This window comes from Paenibacillus dendritiformis (genome assembly GCF_021654795.1).
Taxonomy (GTDB): domain Bacteria; phylum Bacillota; class Bacilli; order Paenibacillales; family Paenibacillaceae; genus Paenibacillus_B.
Window position 1 is genome coordinate 4,832,208 of record NZ_AP025344.1, and the last position, 20,403, is coordinate 4,852,610.

At 54.5% G+C, this 20,403-nt stretch carries 14 protein-coding genes; 1 reads left to right on the forward strand and 13 read right to left on the reverse strand.

Annotation, left to right across the window (positions count from 1 at the left end; all coding sequences use genetic code 11):
* Nucleotides 1-7: 7 nt before the first annotated feature.
* The 7 genes from L6439_RS21435 to L6439_RS21465 form a co-directional block, all read right to left on the reverse strand.
* Nucleotides 8-2,203 (reverse strand): alpha-L-rhamnosidase-related protein, encoded by a 2,196-nt coding sequence (locus tag L6439_RS21435; RefSeq protein ID WP_213469232.1) that lies wholly within the window; start codon nucleotides 2,201-2,203, stop codon nucleotides 8-10.
* A gap of 34 nt (nucleotides 2,204-2,237) precedes the next feature.
* Complete coding sequence (locus tag L6439_RS21440; RefSeq protein ID WP_168181212.1) at nucleotides 2,238-3,077, reverse strand: carbohydrate ABC transporter permease; 840 nt, start codon at nucleotides 3,075-3,077, stop codon at nucleotides 2,238-2,240.
* Nucleotides 3,078-3,093: 16 nt separating this feature from the next.
* The gene (locus tag L6439_RS21445) at nucleotides 3,094-3,990 is read right to left on the reverse strand and encodes a carbohydrate ABC transporter permease (protein ID WP_168181213.1); all 897 of its coding nucleotides are present in this window, start codon (nucleotides 3,988-3,990) and stop codon (nucleotides 3,094-3,096) included.
* A gap of 150 nt (nucleotides 3,991-4,140) precedes the next feature.
* Nucleotides 4,141-5,442, reverse strand: coding sequence for an ABC transporter substrate-binding protein (locus L6439_RS21450; RefSeq protein ID WP_213469233.1), 1,302 nt, complete (start codon nucleotides 5,440-5,442; stop codon nucleotides 4,141-4,143).
* A 48-nt stretch (nucleotides 5,443-5,490) separates the two neighbouring features.
* Nucleotides 5,491-7,824 carry a glycoside hydrolase family 65 protein gene (locus tag L6439_RS21455; RefSeq protein WP_213469234.1) on the reverse strand — a complete coding sequence of 778 codons (2,334 nt, stop codon included), beginning with the start codon at nucleotides 7,822-7,824 and terminating at the stop codon, nucleotides 5,491-5,493.
* A 140-nt stretch (nucleotides 7,825-7,964) separates the two neighbouring features.
* Nucleotides 7,965-8,975, reverse strand: coding sequence for a LacI family DNA-binding transcriptional regulator (locus tag L6439_RS21460; RefSeq protein WP_213469235.1), 1,011 nt, complete (start codon nucleotides 8,973-8,975; stop codon nucleotides 7,965-7,967).
* A 110-nt stretch (nucleotides 8,976-9,085) separates the two neighbouring features.
* Nucleotides 9,086-10,012, reverse strand: a complete 927-nt coding sequence (locus L6439_RS21465; protein ID WP_213469236.1) for an Rpn family recombination-promoting nuclease/putative transposase — start codon at nucleotides 10,010-10,012, stop codon at nucleotides 9,086-9,088.
* A 592-nt stretch (nucleotides 10,013-10,604) separates the two neighbouring features.
* On the opposite strand from L6439_RS21465, the gene L6439_RS21470 reads away from it, so the two are divergent.
* Nucleotides 10,605-11,798, forward strand: coding sequence for an MFS transporter (locus L6439_RS21470; protein ID WP_213469237.1), 1,194 nt, complete (start codon nucleotides 10,605-10,607; stop codon nucleotides 11,796-11,798).
* 64 nt (nucleotides 11,799-11,862) lie between these two features.
* Here the strand turns inward: L6439_RS21470 and L6439_RS21475 are convergent, their stop codons facing one another.
* The 6 genes from L6439_RS21475 to L6439_RS21500 all read right to left on the reverse strand — a co-directional run bounded on the left by L6439_RS21475 (nucleotide 11,863) and on the right by L6439_RS21500 (nucleotide 20,307).
* On the reverse strand, nucleotides 11,863-12,234 hold the full coding sequence (locus tag L6439_RS21475) for a DUF488 domain-containing protein (protein WP_168181219.1): 372 nt from the start codon (nucleotides 12,232-12,234) through the stop codon (nucleotides 11,863-11,865).
* A gap of 73 nt (nucleotides 12,235-12,307) precedes the next feature.
* The gene (locus L6439_RS21480) at nucleotides 12,308-12,763 is read right to left on the reverse strand and encodes a hypothetical protein (RefSeq protein ID WP_213469238.1); all 456 of its coding nucleotides are present in this window, start codon (nucleotides 12,761-12,763) and stop codon (nucleotides 12,308-12,310) included.
* Between the two features lie 831 nt (nucleotides 12,764-13,594).
* Nucleotides 13,595-14,329: a trehalose operon repressor gene (gene treR, locus L6439_RS21485; RefSeq protein ID WP_168181705.1), complete on the reverse strand. Its 735-nt coding sequence runs from the start codon at nucleotides 14,327-14,329 to the stop codon at nucleotides 13,595-13,597.
* 135 nt (nucleotides 14,330-14,464) lie between these two features.
* Nucleotides 14,465-16,153, reverse strand: a complete 1,689-nt coding sequence (gene treC / locus L6439_RS21490) for an alpha,alpha-phosphotrehalase (RefSeq protein WP_213469239.1) — start codon at nucleotides 16,151-16,153, stop codon at nucleotides 14,465-14,467.
* A 68-nt stretch (nucleotides 16,154-16,221) separates the two neighbouring features.
* On the reverse strand, nucleotides 16,222-17,649 hold the full coding sequence (treB, locus tag L6439_RS21495) for a PTS trehalose transporter subunit IIBC (protein WP_213469240.1): 1,428 nt from the start codon (nucleotides 17,647-17,649) through the stop codon (nucleotides 16,222-16,224).
* Nucleotides 17,650-17,979: 330 nt separating this feature from the next.
* Entirely contained in the window at nucleotides 17,980-20,307 is a 2,328-nt protein-coding gene (locus L6439_RS21500) for a helix-turn-helix domain-containing protein (protein WP_213469241.1), read from the reverse strand.
* Nucleotides 20,308-20,403 lie beyond the last annotated feature (96 nt).

A 20,403-nucleotide genomic window follows, 5' to 3' on the forward strand; every position in this document is an offset into this window, starting at 1 on the left:
CGTCTCGTCAGATCGTAACCTGAATGGCGCGCTCCGTGGACGTAATCGCCTTGCCCCTCCATTCCACGGTCACGCGCAGCCCGTGCTCATTATTCACGCCGGCCCGCAGTTCGTCCGCCTCTTGGCGCAGCTCTACATCGAGCCATGCTGCGCCGATGCGAATTCGCTTCAGGGTGATGCATTTGCCTTGCCAGGCCTGCGGCAGATCCGGCGCGATCCGCACCTCGTTCCGGTGAGCATCCGGCTGAATGCCGATCAAATGCTTCACAATCGGCACGGCCAGGGCGTAAATGGTCCATGCCTGCACCGCGCAGCCGTAATCCGGCGACATCTCGCTCATCGAGCCCGGCAAGGCCATCGAGAACGTGCTCATCATGCGATCCAGCAGATCGAGCGCCGCGTCCGGATTGCCGTACGCCGCTTCCGCCACCGCATGCGCCCCGGTCGAGATCGTCATCGTGCCCTGCCGGAACATTCCGGACAAGTAAGTCCCGTAAGGCCCAATGAATTCAGGGGTCCGCATGCGCTCAAGGGCCTGCTTCCCCTTCTCCCGGTCGGCAATGCCCGCTTCCATCGGCGTGACGATGACCCAGTTCTTGTTCAGCAGCCAGCCGCGGTCTTCCTGATCATCCCCGGCCGCCTGAAGCAGCTTGTCGATATACTCCCGGTAATCTTCGGCACCGTGCTTGGCCGCCATCGCCGCCATGAAGCCGGCCTTCGGCTCGACATCCTTCTTCGGCGCCACCGCATCGGCATACAGTCCCTCCTGCTCGCACCAATAGACCCGGTTGATTGCTTCCGCCAATTGCGCCGCCTTGGCTTCATAGCGCTCCGCCTCCGCTTCCCAGCCGAGCACCCGGCTCATCCGAGCCAGGGCCCCGGCCGCCTGCGCCGTATAGACGGCCGAATCGATCAGCTCCATATTCAAGCCGGCGATCTCGATGATCCCGTAGCCGGACGGGAACCCGTCGCCGTCCGGATCCATCTCGCCGAGCAGCCATTCCAGCCCCAGCGCGCATAACGGATAATGCTCCGCCAGCCATTGCTTGTCCCCAATCCAGCGGAACATATCCCAGATAAGCGCAATATAATGGGCGGTCTCCTGCGTATTCCCCGGATTGGACACCGCCCCCATCGTCGTCACCTCATGGATAATTCGCCCGTTGCCGTTCGTCTGCAGCGAAGTGTCGCGGATCAGCTTCAGCGTGTCGCGCACCAGCTCGAAGTCGCCGATCGCGGCCACGCCCTGCAGGGCGTAGGAGTTGTCGCAGCCGAACCACCACGGATAATGGGGCGATCCCGCCGTCAGCCCTCTGCCGATGCCGTCGACCCGCTGCACGAGCCATTGATTGTTCCATTTCGTCCACGCAAAAATATCGTTGAGGCGGGACTCGCCCTCAATCTGAAGCTGCGCCTGTTCCTCGATGCGCGCGTACAGGCGCTGCTTGGCCGCCAGCAGCTCCGGGTGCGATGAGACCAACCGTTCGTACGTCGCCACGCACTCCGACCGTGACGAATAGGAGCCCGCCACGTATACCTGGAAGCGCAGCCGCTCTTCCGGCTGGAGGACGACCTCGGTCTTCATCGCCATTCCCGCCCCGCTGCCGCTCGTCCATTCCGGGCCGATCAGACCGGGATCGATCCGGACGTCCGGCTTCGCCCAATCGGTGCCGACCATGGCGTACCATTCATGCTCGCTGTCCTTGGCCAGACAGGCGGACGCCGACACTTGCTGCCATGCGTCCCGTTCCCCGTCATGAATGCCGATCTCATCCGAGAACCAGACCGGCCGCAAATCGGAACGCGCGACCAGTTCCAGTTCCAGTTCGGTGTCTTCCCTGGCGTAATTGCAGATTTCATAGCTGACGACGAGGCCTTTTTCCTGCTCCGGCGCGAACTGGATCCGGCGAATCGAGACCGGAATATGGCCGAGGCCGTGATCGTAACGGAACTCGTTCCCCCATGGATGGGTAATGAATTCATCGGCCTTGGCCCATACGGCAATGCCGCGCCGCGCATCCGTCACGCGCAGCCAGAAGCCGTCCAGCAGCTTGATCGGGTGCAGCCATATGCCGCCCATCTCATTCGCGACATGATGGCCGAAATCGGGAAAATGCCCGTCCTGCGTTCCGATCGCCTTAATGTATTCCCCAGCGGTCACATAGATAGGATAAGGACGCTGGTTGCCCACGCTTTTGGTCATGTTAGCTCGCCTCGGTTCTCCATAAAATTCGGCATCATCCTTTCATCGCAGAAGAGAGGGAGATGCCTTCGATGAAATATTTCTGCGCGAAGAAAAATACGATAAGGGCCGGCAGCATAATGAGCACGGTCGCGGCCATCAGCATATTCCACTCGACGTTATACAAGCCCTTGAACATGGACAAGCCCAACGCCAGCGTATATTTTTCCGTCGTATTCAAGTAAATCAGCGGCCCCTGAAAGTCGTTCCATACTCCCATAAACGTGAAAATGGACACGGCGATCAGCGGCGGCTTGCACAGCGGCAGCATCACGCGCGTGAAGATCGTCCAGCGCGATGCCCCGTCCACGAAGGCGGCCTCATCCAGATCCCGGGGGATGCCGCGCATGAACTGGCGGATGAGGAAGATGTTGAAGGCGCCGCCGCCGAAAAAGGCCGGGACAATGAGGGGCAGAAAGGTATCGACCCAGCCCAGCTCTTTGAATAGGATAAACATCGGGATCATCGTGACCTGGCCCGGCAGCATCATCGTCGCCAGCAGGATGAGGAAGAGAAGCTTCTTCCCCTTGAACCGGAAGCGGGCGAATCCGTAAGCGCACAACGCCGCGGAAAAGACCGTTCCGATCATGACCGGGATCAAAATGATGAGTGTGTTTTTCAAGAACAGGAAAAAGGGGATGGCGGTAACCGCATTGGCATAATTGTCCCATCTCCATCGCTTCGGCAAAAACGAATCCATAAACACTTCGGCGGGCGTCTTCAAGGAAGTGGACACCGTCCAGAGAAGCGGCGCCAATACGATCGCCGCCCCGACGATGAGCAGAAATAAGGATAGAAGACGCGAGATGTCGGTTTTGTGGCGTGAGGCTTGCATATTCTGATTTCCCTCCTTAATCCCGCTCGTCGTCGCCGTGGTAGTACACCCACATGGAAGAGCTTCGAATGACAATCAATGTAAATATGAGGATGATGGCGAACAAGATCCACGATAATGCGGAGGCGTATCCCATCTCATAGCTGACGAATGCTTTGTTATACAAATACAAGTTATAGAACAGCGTCGAGTTGAGCGGGCCGCCGTTCGTCATCACGAAGGCCTGAGTAAAGTATTGGAACCCGCCGATGATGCCCATAATCAGGTTGAAGAAGATCGTCGGGGAAATCATCGGGATCGTAACGCTGGCAAACCGGCGGAGCCGCCCGGCCCCATCCAGCTCGGCCGCTTCGTACAGTTCCTCGGGCACCCCCTGCAGGCCGGACAAATAAATGATGATCGTATTGCCGATGCCCCAGATGCCCATCACGATCAAGGCGCCGAGGGCATACTTCGGATCCTGCAGCCAGGCCGGTCCCTCGATGCCGAACCAGGCCAGCGCCCGGTTCAGGATTCCGTATTCCGGGTTGAAGATCATAATCCACATCATCGATACCGCCACCGCCGGGATGACGGACGGCATGAAAAAGATCAAGCGGAAAAACTTCATGCCGCGCGCTCTCATATTGAGCAGCATCGCAATCAATAGCGACATCATCTGATATAACGGCACCGAGACGAGGGCAAAGATAAACGTGACTTTTAAGGACTGATAGAACAGCTCATCCTGGAAGATGGCCGCGAAATTATCCAGCCCCACAAATTCGATCGACTGGATCCCGGTAATGATGTCCCACTTGCTGAAGGAAAGGACAAATGAAAATAGCATCGGCCCCAATGTAAACAAGAGCAAACCCAAAAACCAGGGGAGAATAAATAAATACCCTGCCTTCTCCGAGCGTAAGTTGCGCATAGCGACCTCCTTGGCGATCAGAAATGGACGCGCTGCCGGGAGTGGCCATTTCCGTAATGAATAAGCGCAGTCTTTTCATGAATGTTCATCCTTATGGCTTACTCATGAAAGGGAGGGTGAGGCGTTGTTGCCAAGCCTCACCCGCGTTGATTATTTGCCGATCTTGCTGTCCACTTCCTTGGCGGCCTGATCCAGCGCTACCTTGACCGTCGCGTCGCCCAGCAGGATCCGCTCGACGGCTTTGTTGAACTGCTCCGTGAAGATCGGCGCGTTGGCGGAACGCATGGAGATTGGCTTTTTGGCGAAATCCATCATTTCGATAACCGGCTTGTCCACCACTTCCGTCTTTTTCACTTCATCCAATTCCGCGACGGTCGCCGGAAGAACCTTGCCGCCCTCCGAACGCGCCTTCTGCGCTTCCGTTCCGGACAGCCACTTCATCAGCTCGTACGCTTCCTTCTTATGCTTGCCGTTCGCATTCATCGCCCAGCCCGCCGCGGCAATGATGCTTGCGCGCTCGCCGTCAGGACCTGCCGGAATCAAGGCCGATCCATACTGCACGTCTGATTTGTCCAGGTCGGTCTTCACCCAGCGGCCGGTAATCATCATCGCCAGCTTGTCCGTCATGAACATAGAGGAGTCTCCGCCCATCGTCTCGGTATCCTGCGGCGTCGGCGACACGCGATCATCGCCCTTGGATAGGGCGATATAGCTCTCCATCGCGGCGATCGTCTTGTCGCTGTTCATGTAGCCTTCCGCCTTCGTTCCATCCTCGTTCCCGATGTCCGCACCATGCAGCCACAGATAGATGTAGATCGGATATTCCCATTTGGTCGCATTGAAGCCGAATTCTTTGATTTTGCCTTTATCGTCTTTTTTCGTTAACTGCTTCGCGGCATTGATCATGTCATCCCATGTCCAGTCGTTCGTCGGGTATGGAATGTTCGCTTCGTCGAACATGCGCTTGTTGTACCAGAGCGCCAGCGGGTTGAAATCCTTCGGCAAATAGTACAGCTTGCCGTCGATCTTCCCCATGCTCAACAAATCCGGCTGGAAGATATCCGCATTGAAGGCGCTGTCACTCTGGATGTACTCGTCCAGCGGCTCAACGACGCCCTTGTCCACATATTTGAAGTAATCGCCTTCCCCAATCAGAAATACGTCCGGCGCTTGCCCCGAAGCCAGCGAGGTCGTTAGTTTGGTGGCATAGCCGTCGCCCGGCACCGGCTCGAACGTAACCTTGATGTTCGGATGGGTGTTGTTGAATTCCTCGGCAAGCTTCGCTTCCACCGAATCGCCGCTTAATTCGCCCCAGGTCGTGAACTTCAGTTCGACGACATCCGCGGCCTTGCCTCCGTCCGCTCCTTGGGTGGAATTCCCGCCTGACGAGCAGGCGCTTGCCAACAGGCTTACAATCAGAGTAAGTACGAGAGCTGCAGACCATTTTTTCATTTCTGTGACCTCCCTAGTCATGACAAGGAATATGTTGATGATGCAACCTTATAAATGAATTTCAAGCCGGTTGAGAAAGCTCTTTTCCATGCCGCGGATGACCAGTGTCAGTTCCTCATTTGCGTCGGTGGAGACCCGCAGCGCATCATGCGTAATGTCCACATTCAAGCGCGCATTCTTCCAGTACAGCGGGAAGGTTAGGCGCTCCCACTCCTGCGGCAGCCTCGGATTCAGATGGAGCGCGCCGTCGAGCATCCGAATGCCGGCGAAGCCCATCACGACGCATTGCCACACCCCGCCCAGCGAAGCGGAATGAATGCCCGCATCGGAGGAGTGCATATGGGGGCCCAGGTCAATCTCGGCCGCCTTGCGGAACAGCTTATAGGCAAGCCGGCTGTCCTCGAAATCGTTAGCCAAAATGCAGTGCGTGGAATACGAGAGCGAAGAGTCGTGCAGCGTCTTCGGCTCATAATAATTGTAATTGGCGCGCTTCAAATGGGCGGAAAATCTATGTTCCAGCAAGTAGAACAGCATCATGATGTCCGCCTGCTTCGACACTTGAATCTCATTGACCTGATCCAGATTGTAATCTTCGAACAGCGTGCCGACCTTCTGCTGCGCCTTGTATTTCGCCAGATCGATGACTTGCTTCTGCAAATACGTATCGTCCTGCGGAATGACGCCGTCTTCGTTCGGCTGCGGCAAATAGATTCGCCCGATCTTCTGCTTCCAGTCCGCATAGGCGCTATCCAGATCGAGCCGCTCATTCAGGCCCCGGAACAACTCCGGATGCTCCCGCTTCACGAGTTCGCAGTATCGTATCGCCAATTCCATATTGAAGTGAGCCATATAGTTCGTAAACGCGTTGTTGTTGACATGCTCCTTGTACTCATCCGGCCCTATCACTTCATTTATCTCATAGCGGGCGAGCGCTTCATTCCATTCCAGACGGCTGGCCCAGAATTTCGCCGTATCCAAAATCATCTCGTAGCCGCAGCGTTCCATAAAGTCCCGGTCGCCGGTCGCCTGGTAATAATGCCAGACGGCGTATGCGATATCCGAGGTGATATGCTGCTCGATGAAGCCGGACCATATCTTCGTCTGCTTCCCGGTCACGATGTCCACGGCGCCCCATACCGGCGTCACCTCCCCGTCGGTCGGCCACGCGGCCTCCCATGGATACATTGCGCCTTCGTAGCCGTTCTCCTTCGCTTTGCGCCGTGCGCCCTCCAGCCCCTGATAACGGTATTCGAGCAGCTTGCGCGCCACATCCGGATCGCTGTAAATATAGAACGGCAGAATGAAAATCTCCGTGTCCCAGAACGAATGCCCCTTATACCCTTCGCCGCTCAATCCCTTCGCCCCGATGCCCATCCGGTTGTCGTGCGCCGGAGTCATGGCTACGAGATGATAGACCGCGAAGCGGAGCGCCAGCAGGTCGAACTCATGCTTCGATTCAATCCGGAATCGGTACTTGTCCCACACCTCGGCCCAGGCTTGCCGGTGGCGCTCGAACAAGGCGTCATACCCCGCGGCAAGCGCCTGCCCGATCTCTTCGCGGGCTTGCTCCCGCATGACGGACAAATCATAACCCGCCGCATGCCCGGCATCTCTGCTCGTGTGAACGCTCGCCAGCTTCTGCAGTTCGAAGGTGAGGCCGGCAGGGATTTCGCATGCGTACTCCATCGCCATTTTGCGGCGTTCGATCTCCATCTTGGGCTCGATAGGGAGCGGCCGGCCCTCCAGGCTGAAGCGGTGAGCCGCATGGAGGACGAAGTCCACCTTCGATTCGGTCGTCGTCTGGATCAATTGCATTACCGTCTTATCGAAGATGCGCTTCTCCCCTTCATGGAAATGCTGACTGCCCGAATTGCCGAGCTGGGCGTCGATGCCGGATGCGATGCGGAGCGAAATATCCTCATCAAGCGGCGTCAATTCCAGCTTCATCCCGATAAGGTGAAGGTTGTCGAGCGAGACGAAGCGGCGAAAGGCAAAGCGCACCCGCTTGCCTGCCCGGTTCTCCCAGACGAACGAACGGGTCAGCTCGGCATCGCGCATATTCAGGCTGCGGGCGTATTCCGCCGTCTTGCCCGTGTCGAGGCTGAAGCGCTCGCCATCGATATAGATATCGAGCCGGGTAACGTCGGCCGCATTCGGGAGCTCGGTCACCTCGAACTCGTCGAACCGGTTGAATGTTCCGTTGACGAACAGATTGCGGGTCTGGCCGATGTATGCTTCCTCCGTCGCGGAACGCAGCCCCATATAGCCGTTCCCCAGCGACATAATCGATTCGCACTTGCCTTGAGCCAGCGGGTTGAATTCCATCTCGGTGAAGCTCCATTGCTTCATGTCCGGTTGCGATGTGTTGCGGTACGCAAGCATTGTCTTCTCTCCTCGTTGTAATCTCTATTATGTCGGTGTCAGATTGCAGCCGAAATCGTTTTCGATAGCAGATAAAAAAATCGAAATCGTTTTCGATTTCGTGAAAAATAATAAGCTTGCAGAAAGCGCTTTCGGGTCGATTATAGCATCCTTACCGATTCTCTGTCAATTCGCTCATATGAAATGGTGATATGTTTTCCCCGCTCCTTGTGTTCGATAATTTGCACGGCGTGGTCGAAGGCTGCCATCGCAATGCCTTTGAAATTTTGGCGGATTGTCGTCAGCCGCGGTGTCGTATAGTCCGACAGCACAATATCATCGAAGCCAATGACGGACAGATCTTCCGGAATGCGGATGCCCAATTCGCGGCAGCGCTTCATAAATCCGATAGCCATCAAGTCGCTCGCGCAAAATACCGCCGTCATCTCCGGATTCTCCTTCACGTAACGATCGGCGATATCGTAAGCCATGCCCTCGGAATAATCCGCATGGACTACCGATGCCGGATCGTACGGGATTGCCTTGGCCTCCAGTGCCTGGACGTAGCCTTCATGCCGCTGCTTGCTGACGACAGCGAAGTCATGGCCGTTGATCATGCCGATCCGCCGGTGCCCGCAATCGATCAAATGCTGTACCGCATGCCGGGCCGCCTTCACATTATCCGTCATTATCGAGCCCGTATACTCTCCCACGATATCCGCATCGATGACGACACAAGGGAAATTGCTGTCCACAATTTCAAGGAAGTAGGGGTCTGTCGTCTTCAGACCGGTAATGATCGCGCCGGACAGCTTATGCTCCTTGCAAAATTGCCAATATGACTTGTCCTGCTGCTCCGATAAACTGCGCGTATAGATGACGACCTCATACTTATAGTTCATCGCTGCTTCGTAGATACCGCTCATAATTTGAAAAATGACGCCGTCCTTGCCGCTGGAGCGCTCGAAGTTGGAGAAGATCAGTGCAATCGATTTCGTTACCTTTTGCTTTAAATTTTTGGCCACCATATTCGGGGAATAGTTCAATTCCTCCACGGCCTTCATCACTTTCTTCTTCGTTTCCTCGCTAACGTCGGAATATCCGTTCAATGTTTTCGATACGACGGTCACCGATACGTTCGCATGCCTTGCCACATCTTTAATTGACACCACGTTATCACCCAGTCTCCTGTTCCTTCATAGTTCCGCCGCCAAGCGGCATTCCTATATCATATCGTAAAAAGGTATGCGCTGCCATTGAAAATCTCCAAGCTGCCTGATGATCAATTCACCGATGTTCCGTTCGACTTAGGCTCAAGCAGCATCGTTTCCTTCACACATTCAAGCTGTGCGGCATCAAGTCCTGTGATGCGGCTAATGAAGGTCGTCTCCAGCCCTTCCTTCAGCATGTTTCGTGCCGTTTGATATATTCCTTGTTCAATACCCTGCTCGATCCCTTCCTGGAACCCGGCCGTATGCGCATCCTGCAGGAGGCTGGCGCGATCATGCAAGGCCTTTTCCCGCAGGGCATAGCGCCGGCGCGTCTCCGCGTCGCTAGCCAAGCGGGCTAGACGGTCCTCGGCTTCCTTGAATACCTTATCCAACATCATCAACTCCTCCAATTGTTCGGCAGTGGCCTTCTGTTCCAAAAACCGCAGCCAGCGATGCAGCGGATCATGGAGGTCAAAGGGCAACTGCCGGAATTTCGGGCATTCGATAAAATGGAGCTCCAAAATATCTGTCAGCATATAGTGGCGATCATCGTCTTCATATAAATGAAAGGTGCTGTGATATTTTTCTAGCGGAAGATAGTAGTGGTCGAGAATATTGATTCCAATGGAGCGCTGCATGCGATCATAAGGTTCGCCATAGTGAAGCGACTCGGTCAGCAGCTTGCCCACATAGAACAGGCTCCGGTAATCCATACGCACAAAGCGGCGCACTTGCATTTCGACATTCACTTTTTCGCGGCCATCGACTTCGCATAATATATCGAGAACGGCTTCCTTATCTTCTATTATCTCCCGGGCGAGCTTCGTATCCTCCAGTATCGACACATCGGTGATCTGGGGAGCGCCTTCACGGCGGAGTATCGCATTGAGCAAGCTTATTAGAAGCGGCTTCCCTTCCTCCTCGCCAAACAACCGTTTGAACAAAAAATCGTTTTTCGGATTAAGTCTTTCCGTTTGCCGTCTATTGGCGACTCTCACCTGATTTCCTCCTCATTGTATCATATTTGACTGCTCTTTCCATGCAAATCCAAACATGTAAAAAGCACGCGCTATCCACATCTCCTGGTTATGAGGAGACGCGGACAACGCGTGCTTCGCGATTGTCGTTCGGGCTATGATGTTTATTTCAAACGCCGTTGTCTTATCCGGTTTATATTTCCAGTATAACACATATAAGGGCGTTAAGGCGATTCCCAATATAACCGAATTCGTATACAGCCCTGTAAAATAAATCCTTGTCGTTCGCGCAAGATTGGCCGCATAATGGTAGGTAAAGTCTCAATTCATGTTCAAATGGGTCGGCTTTCATCACCGAGAAGGTTGCTTGAACCTGAGGCTTATGCTTCCGAAGCGGCTTTTGCTGCGCAAACCTTGTAAGGAGTAGGAGCAGCGCAGTGTAGCAAGACTACATGAGCAGCTAAAATGTTTCCGCAGGAAACATACTTCGGAAGCATAAGCTCTTCGAGAGTGAATCCAAGATTCGATGCCGAGTTACTTCCTGACTCGCTTCGCGATCAAAAGCGGACTTTTTGAACTACCTAAAAGCGCTTCCAGGAAGGAGTTTCTCTCCATGCGGATATGGCATGATTTCAATGTGTTTGTCAAAATTCCGGGAGCTTGGCTGCTCGTGCTCACCCTTTTCCTGTACGGAATCGGTACCGGGATTCTCGCTCCGATGAACGCGGTCTATTTGCAGGAATCGGTGCATCTGGGCAAAATCGAGATCGTCTCGATTTTCGCCATCTCGCTCTTCTCCAATATGGTGCTGACGATTACGGTCGGCATCGTAAGCGACCGCATCAAGCGGAAGAAGACGATTCCGATGATCGCTTCCCTGCTGTGCATCGGCGGCCTGCTCATCTATATGAAGGCGGACGGCTACGCCACGGCCCTCGTCGGAATGGCGCTCGCTACCGCGCCTTCGGGCATGATTATGGGGCAATTGTTCGCGATGGCGCGCAATCATTTCACGCGCCTCGCGCCCGGCGTCGTCGAGATCGCGCAGATCTGGCTCCGCGCCACGTACAGCGTCGGCTTCTTCACCGGCCTGCTGCTCGGCGCCAATCTGTATCTGGCCGCCACGTTCCAGGGCGTCCTGTGGGGCAATCTGGCGGGCTATGCCGCCTTGTTCCTGCTGCTGCTGTTCTACCGGGAGATCACGGCCTCGCCGCTGACCGCCAAGAAGTCCGGGGCAGGGGAGCCGTTCTCCCTCATTATGCTGTTCGCCATCCTGCTGCTCTCCTGCGCGGACGCGATCCGGGGCTTGTATCTCCCGCTCGTCGTGCACGAGCTGTTCCGCGATCCCCGGCTCATGTCCTACATCTGGAGCACGCAAGCCGTCTTCGAGCTGCTGTTCATGACGATGGCCGGATACTGGGCGGCCACATACGGGAGCAAGCGGATACTGCTGCTCGGCAGCGGCTTCGCGCTGATGACGTATCTGACGTACAGCATGAGCGGATCGCTGCCTGTCTTTTTCCTGGTGCAGCCGCTCTATTCCTTCTTTGTCTCGGTGCTGTACGGCGTCGGGATGGGCTATGTGCAGCGCATGTTCATCCATCGGGCAGGCTTCGGGGCCAGTCTCTATGTGTTCATCTCGCAAACCGCTTCCTTGATCGGATATTTTCTGCCGCTCCTGATCGAAGGAGTCTCGCCAACGATTTTCTGGATTCCGTCGCTGCTTATCGCCGCCTCGATGGGACTGATGATCAAGGTGCTGTATACGGATCGGAGGCTGAACCGGGGGCAGCAGCTCACGATGTAACCACGGAAAAAGGAGGGCCCGATACCGCAAGCAGGGAGCTCGCCGGCTTCCGGATACAACCGCTTTAACTCATCTCCCGCCACCGGTTGGTCAAAAAACGCTGCAGGACGACAGCCTGATTGTGCTGCTCGTCTTTGGCGGCGTACAGCAGGGTCACATCGCTCTCCCGCACCCAGGAGATCAATTGCCGGATATCGGCCTGTATCGCGGCGCTTGTCAATTCGGCTTCATACCGCCGCTGGAATTCCGGGAATTTCGAAGGAGCATGGTTGAACCATTTGCGCAGCTCGGCGCTTGGAGCAATGTCTTTCATCCAAGCCGTCAGCTGTGCGTTTTCTTGCGACATTCCCCGCGGCCAGATCCGATCCACCAGGACGCGGATGCCGTCGCTGCCGTCTGCCTGCTCATAGATCCGTTTGATTTTGAATGTATGCATGACCAACTTCCTCCCTGTATGAACCTAATCGGGTGATTCAATAATCCGATCCGAATACCTGATGCCAGCTTCGTTATCTAACCAGTAAAAGGGATGAAAAATGAGGAGGGGCAAGACGGGACAGCGGCGAATGGCGGAGGCGGGACAACGGGGAGATGTGACGAATGCGGGGCGTAGAGACGGCCGCAGACGGGCGGCGGAAGAGGGGATTGCATCGAATCCTGCATATATCAGGCTGTTGAGAAAGAAGTTTTGAGTAGGAAAATGGATATTTCCACCATCCTGAAAACTGCACCATTTCCCTAGACACGCCCATCCGGCAGGCGAAATCCTGCAAACTCCACGATTTTTCCAGGCACGCCGATTCGGTAAGCGAAATCCTGCAGAAATACAGCAATTCGATATGGACGACTATTCCAGAAAGGGAATCCTGCAAAATTACAGGAATTTCCCCCGTTTCGCTTCGGTTTGAAGCAAAAGGGCCTAAAATGATGTAGATTTGCAGCAATTCCTCGGGATGGGGACTCATTAAGCCGAAATTCCTGTAAAATAGCAGCAATTTCCTCCGCACGTCCAAGCCCCAGGAGGCAACGATGCTTCCAGCAGGCCGGATAATGCTTCCAGCAGGCCGATAGTGCTTCCAGCAGGCTGATAATGCTTCAGGAAGGCGATGATGCCCCCAGCATCCGACGCGGTCGGTTGGATCCCGTAAAATCAGGCCATTGAGTAGTCTATGGGACTTTTCACCTGTGATGGGGATCTCTTCTCCCGGTAGAAAAAATCGATTTAAAACGCTCTAAGAGCCAAAGTTTGGATGAGGAAAATGGACCTTCTCCACCCCTTCGCAAAAAACAGGGGGGGTTCAACGGCCTGAAAACTGTACCATTTCTCTAGACACGCCTATCCGGCAGGCGAAATCCGCAAAACTGCACGATTTCTTTCAGATACGCCTATTCGGTAAGCGAAATCCTGCATAAATACAGCAATTCGATATGGACGACTTTCCCAGAAAGGGAATCCTGCAAAACTGCAGGAATTTCACCCGTTTCGCTTCGGCTTGAAGCAAAAGGGCCTAAAATGATGTAGATTTGCAGCAATTCCTCGGGATGTGGACTCATTTAGCTGAAATTCCTGTAAAATAGCAGCAATTCCCTCAACACGCCCCTGAAGGGAACGATGCCAGGGAGTTTCCACCAGCCTGGGTATTGCAGGAATGCCTTTAACGGGGGAAACTTCCCAAAGGAAAACTGTAAGTTCGCAGTTTTTTGGCAAGTCGAGCTGCGAGAAGCAAGCGGGGTTGTCTCCGTGCAGCTAAACGCGACCATTGGACAACCCCTGCATGCTTAGAGCTGGCTGCCGATCACTTGAACGGCAAACCGATGTTTTCGCGTCTGGCGAAATCGACAAACCGGAATTTGTCGGGCCGGTGCCGCGACTCGGTATACTGCAGCAAGGCGGCATCATTCAGATAAACATGGTTCCTGACGACAACGACATACGTGTGCTCGCCTAAATCCATGTATTCGCGATCCGCCTCGGTCGCCTGCTCCACCGTGATTTCTTTTTTGGCGAAGCTGATGACCAACCCCAGCTGCGACTCGAAATACGCGTAAAGCGAATGCTCCACAATATCTTTCGTAATCGTGGGGACAAATTCCTTATTCACATAATCGATATCTAAAATAATCCGCTCGCCGGCGATTTCCCGCGAACGGACAATCTTCCACACATCCGTTTTATGGTTGATTTTCAGCTCCTTCTGAATAAAGCTGTCCGGCTTGGCAAGGACCAATTCATGCACAATCGTACGCCATTCCTTCCTTGACCGGTTGGCGATCTCTTTGAAGCTGACCAACCCCGAAATGGGAAAATTGAATTTCTCGATATCCAGGACGACAGAGCCTTTGCCTCTTACCTTGTGGATATAACCGTTCTGCGCCAATTGGTTCAGCGCCTTGCGAATCGTCTCGCGGGAAGCGTCGTACATCTTGGCTAATTCATGCTCGGAAGGCAGCAAACTATTGGATTTCATTTCGCCTGATTGAATTTTTGTGGCGAGATCGTAATAAATCCCGGAAAATTTATTGTTTCTCATTCCATTTCTCACCATTTCTCCAATAGCAATATCATTATTATAAGCATATATCCTTTTATTCCATGAATCAACGGATGACGTGCCGGGGCGCTCTGCCTACATCCTGTATAAGCCACAGCTGGCTTCCGGTTGGTCTTACTCTCCCCTCCAATAATACACGATGGATTCGTAAGGCCTTAATTGAAGAGTCTGGAACTCCTCCGGTGAATCGGCATAATTCGACAGCAACATGCCGTATTTCCCATGCGCAGGTGAAATCCCGATCTCGCCGGCTGCAAGAGAAACCGGTTCGCGGTAAAAGTTGCTGACAACGAGAAGCGTTTCATTTTGCCATTGTCGCGCATAAGCGAAGACCTGTTTATGATCCGCAAGCAGCAACCGGTAATCTCCATAGGTGATGATGTCGTATTGTTTGCGCAGTTGGATTAGCTTTTGATAATGATAAAAAATCGAATCCCGATCTTGCAGCGCAGCTTCTACGTTGATGTCCGGATAGTTCGGAGCCGCTTGAATCCAAGGCGTGCCCTTCGTGAATCCTCCGTGAGCGCTGCGGTTCCATTGCATCGGAGTCCGCGAATTATCGCGGGACTTTTGTTTGAGAATGCCCATTACCGTATCATGGCTTTTTCCTTGCTGTCTTAAAATGCTGTACATATTTAGCGACTCGACATCACGGTAATCCGCGAGACGATCGAATTCCGGATTCGTCATTCCGATTTCTTCGCCCTGGTAGATAAAAGGCGTCCCCTGCATCATGTGAATCGTTGTGCCCAGCATTTTGGCGGCTTCCACCCGGTACTTGCCGGTGTCGCCGAATCGCGATACGATGCGCGGCTGATCATGATTGCACCAAAACAGCGCGTTCCAGCCGCGCCCCGCATGCATTCGCGTTTGCCATTCCGACAGGATTTGCTTCAGCTTGATAAAATCAAACGCGGCTTGCGTCCATTTCTCTCCGCCGGGATAATCGACTTTGAGATGATGGAAGTTAAACGCCATGCTTAATTCCTGCCGCTCGGGATTCGTGTACTTGATGCATTCCTCGATCGAAGTGGAGGACATCTCCCCGACCGTCATCGTGTCATGAACGGAAAACACTTCCTGGTTCATCTCATGCAAATACTCATGAATGCGGGGGCCGTCCGTATAAAATTTGCGGCCGTCCGCCTGCGGATCCTCGCCGCTGTCATTCGGGAACTTCTGATCTTTCGAAATTAAATTAATGACATCCAAACGGAAGCCGTCGACTCCTTTGGCGAGCCAAAATTTCATCATTTGATAGACTTCCCGGCGCAAACCTGCGTTTTCCCAATTGAGATCCGCCTGCGTGACGTCAAAGAGATGCAAATAGTACTGCTTCGTCTTCTCATCATAGTTCCAAGCGCTTCCGCCGAATTTCGACTGCCAATTGTTCGGTTCCCGTCCGCTGCTCGGTTCTCTCCATATATAGTAGTCCCGGTATGGATTATCGAGGGAGGAGCAAGACTGTTGAAACCACGGATGCTCCGTCGAGGTATGGTTCACCACAATGTCCATAATGACCTTCATCCCTCTGCGGTGAGCTTCGGATAACAGCTTGTCGAACTCCTCCATCGTGCCATACTGCGGGTTAATCGCATAATAATCGCTAATATCGTAGCCATTGTCTTTTTCAGGCGACGCATAAATCGGGGTTAACCAGATCACGTCCACGCCCAGGTCGCGAAGATAATCCAATTTGGCGATGATCCCGTTAATATCTCCAATGCCGCTGCCTGTCGTATCCAGAAAACTTTTCGGATAGATTTGATAGACGGCCGCTCTTTTCCACCAAGGTTCTTGCATGGTTACACTCCTCTACTTAAATCCGCCCTAATCCCTGCATCAATGTCCGCCTGCCCATTGTCTGCTCTTTATTTACCGGTTCCTTTTACTGTGGCAAAGATAAGGGTCAGCACAAACGGCACGGCAACGGCGATGCCCATAGCTATAAAATAAATGCCCCAAAAGTCAGTGAAGATAGACAAAAATGCCGGTATTCCGCCAATTCCGATCGAAGAAGCCGTCACATGTCTCCAGGCCACCAGCATGCCCGCGCAAGCCGCGCCGATCATGGCGCTGATGAATGGAAACTTAAAGCGTATATTCACGCCGAACATCGCAGGTTCCGTCACGCCCAGAAAGGCGGAAATGCCCGAGGTGAGCGCCGTTCCTCGCAATTTGTCGTCCTTGCTGGCGAACATCATCGCAAGCGCCGCCGCTCCTTGCGCGATATTGGACATGACAATCACCGGCCACAGGTAGGTAGTGCCGATGCTCGAAATCAACTGCAAATCAAGCGCCAGGAACGTATGGTGCATCCCCGTCATGACAAGCAGCGCCCCGATTCCGGCATAGATAAACCCGGCCAGCCAGCCGAAGTGATGGAACATCGAGACGACGCCATCGCTAATGGCATTGCCGATATGAAACGTAACCGGCCCGATAACCGCAAATGTAATAAAGCCGGTGATCAGCAGCGCGATGGGCGCCACCAGCAGCAATTGAATCGAATCGGGAATGCGTTTTCTTAAAAAAAGTTCGATTCGGGCAAGCAAAAAGGATGAGAGCAAGACAGGGATGACTTGTCCCTGATAGCCGATTTTATTGATAGACCATCCGAACAGATCCCAGCTGGGAATGTCTCCGCTGCTTAACGCGTCGCTTGCAGGAGCGAGACTCGGGTGAATGAGCATCAACCCTAGCACAATACCGAGGAGCGGGCTCCCCCCGAAGCGTTTCACCGCAGACCAACCAATCAAACCCGGCAAAAACGTAAATGCGGTGCTCGCAATCAAACTGACAATGTCGGCAAATCCTTCCCAGGCCGGATGCACTTCGATCAACGACTTTTGCGCGTAAAAAATGCCCGGTCCGACAAGCAAATTATTAAGCCCAAGCAGCAAGCCGGATGTGACAATGGCCGGAAGGAGCGGAATAAAAATATCTCCCAGCACCTTCACGAACCGTTGCAGCGGGTTGATCTTTTTCGCTTCGGCGGCAGGCGCCGTTCCCCGCGCCGGAGCGGGGGCGGAAGCGGAAGTCCCTGTCATTCCGGCGATGTGCACCAATTCCTTATGCACTTTATCCACGACTCCTTGGCCAATGACCACCTGGAACTGACCATTCGTCGAAAAGCTGCCTTTCACTAAGTCATTCCGATCGAGCGCTTCTTTATTGACTTTCCCCTCGTCCCGCAAGGAAAATCGCAGTCTCGTAATGCAGTGTATAACATCTGAAATATTGTCCGAGCCTCCAACAGCCTCAAGTATCTGTTCCACGGACTCTCTCTTTATTGCCATCGCTAGCTCCTCCAAAACTCTTGATGCGGTATAGATCTTGCTGAATATTATCCAACTGCCCAATTGGAGCATTGTTTTTCACAGGTTATCCCATTCCACCATCAGATCGTGAATCATTTCACTTCCATTGCCTCGCCCTGTCCTCCATTTTTCACCTACATCATCTCATCTATCCCCCTAGTAACGCTTACAATCTCTTTTCTCCAGACAACTTGTATATACAAATTACAGTAAAATGATATCATGTATATACATGTCGGTCAACCGCCGAATAGGCCTCCGGCTCCAAAAAAAAGCTTCCGCTAAGGGAAGCTGGTCGTCTTTCGCCGGTCATCCTTCCCGAACCGCGTTCCGGTACTGGATCGGGGTCAGGCCCTCGCTTTTCTTGAATTTGCGGATGAAATTCGTCGGATCGTTGTAGCCGACCTCGCTCATGATCTTACGCAGGGGAGCATCGGTATGCCTCAGCAGCTCCTTCGCCTTCTCCATCCGCAGCGTATCGATATAGCGCATCAGCGGCAGGCCGGTGCTGCCCTTGAACACGCGCGTGACATAGGACGGCGAGAGCGAGAATTGCTGCGCGATGCTCTCCAGCGAGAGGCCGCTGTCCCGGTAATGCTCGGCGACGTAGCCGCGGAGCTTGTCGGCGAGGCCGGCGCCCTTGACCGCGGTCTGCTCTTCCATATAGAAGCACAGCTCCCGGCACAAGCGGGCGATCGAGGCCTCCAGCGCCTCCATCGTCTCAACCTCTTCCGTCGCCAGGGCGTTAATCAGGTCGCGGAAGCGGTCATCCGATTCGATGCCGAGCTCCATCAGCGTCTTAATCAGCGTGTTCACCAGATTGAAGCAGATCAGCTCGGCCGCGCGAAGCGGAATATGCCGCTCCGCGATATCCTGCAGCATGGCGGCGACGATATGCCGCGCGTCGTCGCCCCGCGCCTGCCTCAGCGCCAGCACCAGCTCCCGCTCCTGCTCAAGCGGCTGCCAGTACGGGCTCTGACGGTTCGGACGAACATCTTCATAGCGGATAATCCGTCCCCCGCCCTTGATGAAGCGGTAGCGAACCGCCTGGCTCGCTTCAAGGAAGGAGCCGTGCGCGAGGGCGATATCCTCGCAGCAGGAGCCAATGCCGACCGTGACCGACAGATGCCAGTAATGGCGGAGGAACTGCCGCAGCTTCTCGGCCAGCCTGACCGGCTGCCCGCTCTCCATCGCCGCCTCGTCCAGATTGAGCAGCAGGGCGAAGGTCCGGTTATCCGGCAGCTCCACGCTATAGCCAATTCCTATTTCCTCCGAGAGCTCCTCCAGCATCTTCCCCAGACTGTACTTGAGCAAATGCTGGGTCGAGGTCGAGTGTAGGCGCTGGAACCCGGCATAGTCATCGATATGGAACAGGAGGACGACCGCCTGCTCGTGCTCGAAGCGCATCGATGCGAGTGCCAGCCGCTCCTCCCACGGGCCGCTCATCATGCGGCCATGCAGCAGCGAGAGAATGATCTGCTCCTTCAGTTCGCTCGCCTGGCTCTTCAAGCGATGGAGCAGGCCTTCCTTCTGCGCCTCCATCTCCCCGACCGCGCGGGAGATGAAATCATATTCATCGGTTCCCGCGGACGCCGCCTCCAGCGAATGATGCGGCTCCAGCTTCTTCACCAGCCGGTGCAGCGGCCGGTAATTAGTCGCCGAGAAGGCGAAGGCAATGATCAGACCGATGACAAATACGGCCGCGACCGTATATTCGAACCACCGCTTGCTCTGCTGAACCCGGTTCATGAACTGGCCGGTCGGCATGACTGTAATATAGGACCAATAGTTATGGTCCGATTGCATGCGCACGATAGAATACGGATGCCCCTCGATGGACACGCTCTGAACCGTGTCCTCCGCCTCCTTCGCGGACGCGTCCCGAACCGCGGTCCACACGGCGGATTCCGCCGCCTTCGTTCCGGCGTTCTCGAGCCGGTAGAGCGGCTCCTGCCGTTCGCTGACGATGTAGGTGAAGCCATAGTAATCCTGAAGCGCCTGCTGCATAATCGTCCGGATGCCGCTCTCCTCGATGAAGAACAGCACCGCCCCGTAGCGCTCGTCCCGGTTATGCGACAGCGGTTCGATATAGACATATTTTCGCAGCGGCGGCACGCCCTTCATAACCGTCGTCTGCAGCGCTTGCAGCACGGGAATTTCCATGCTCTCCAGCGTTTTGTCCAGGTCCTTCAGCCGGTAGCCGTCGAATTTGTAAACGGATTCAAAAAATTCGTCCGCATCGTACGTACCGCTGGCCGCATACAGCCGGCCGGGGTGCTGGGAAGGATAGTACAGCATCACGTCATCGATGAAGGCGTTGGTGGATTTATATTTTTTGAGCTCGGACACGGTCCGGTACAGGGCGTAGCCGTTCTCCTCCACCATGAACGGTGTCAGCACGGAGTTGAAGGAGATCTGGAGCGCCATCCGGTTCATCTCATTCACTTTGGAATCCATAATGTCCTTTATCTGTGTCAGCCGGGCGACCGTGCTGTCCCGGATCTCGTCTCCCAGCGTCGCGACGAAGCCCTGATAGACGATCCCGCCCATAATGATCAGCACTATGACGACGAGCAGCATATAAGAAAAGAAATATTTATAAAATCTGGACTTGACTCTCCGGCTCCACATCCTCATGCCCGCGCCCTCCTCCAGCTCTTGTCATCCGGGACCGCCCGCATCCGGTTCAGGCAGCGGCCGCCAGAGGAAGACGGAGACGTCTTCCCCTTTGAC

Bases quoted from the DNA above. Each gene is read 5' to 3' on its own strand.
- L6439_RS21450 (WP_213469233.1), bottom strand. From the start codon at position 5,442: ATGAAAAAATGGTCTGCAGCTCTCGTACTTACTCTGATTGTAAGCCTG.
- L6439_RS21455 (WP_213469234.1), bottom strand. From the start codon at position 7,824: ATGCTTGCGTACCGCAACACATCGCAACCGGACATGAAGCAATGGAGC.
- treR (WP_168181705.1), bottom strand. From the start codon at position 14,329: ATGAGAAACAATAAATTTTCCGGGATTTATTACGATCTCGCCACAAAA.
- L6439_RS21435 (WP_213469232.1), bottom strand. From the start codon at position 2,203: ATGACCAAAAGCGTGGGCAACCAGCGTCCTTATCCTATCTATGTGACC.
- treC (WP_213469239.1), bottom strand. From the start codon at position 16,153: ATGCAAGAACCTTGGTGGAAAAGAGCGGCCGTCTATCAAATCTATCCG.
- L6439_RS21470 (WP_213469237.1), top strand. From the start codon at position 10,605: ATGCGGATATGGCATGATTTCAATGTGTTTGTCAAAATTCCGGGAGCT.
- L6439_RS21480 (WP_213469238.1), bottom strand. From the start codon at position 12,763: ATGAGTCCCCATCCCGAGGAATTGCTGCAAATCTACATCATTTTAGGC.
- L6439_RS21445 (WP_168181213.1), bottom strand. From the start codon at position 3,990: ATGCGCAACTTACGCTCGGAGAAGGCAGGGTATTTATTTATTCTCCCC.
- treB (WP_213469240.1), bottom strand. From the start codon at position 17,649: ATGGCAATAAAGAGAGAGTCCGTGGAACAGATACTTGAGGCTGTTGGA.
- L6439_RS21500 (WP_213469241.1), bottom strand. From the start codon at position 20,307: ATGAGGATGTGGAGCCGGAGAGTCAAGTCCAGATTTTATAAATATTTC.
- L6439_RS21440 (WP_168181212.1), bottom strand. From the start codon at position 3,077: ATGCAAGCCTCACGCCACAAAACCGACATCTCGCGTCTTCTATCCTTA.
- L6439_RS21475 (WP_168181219.1), bottom strand. From the start codon at position 12,234: ATGCATACATTCAAAATCAAACGGATCTATGAGCAGGCAGACGGCAGC.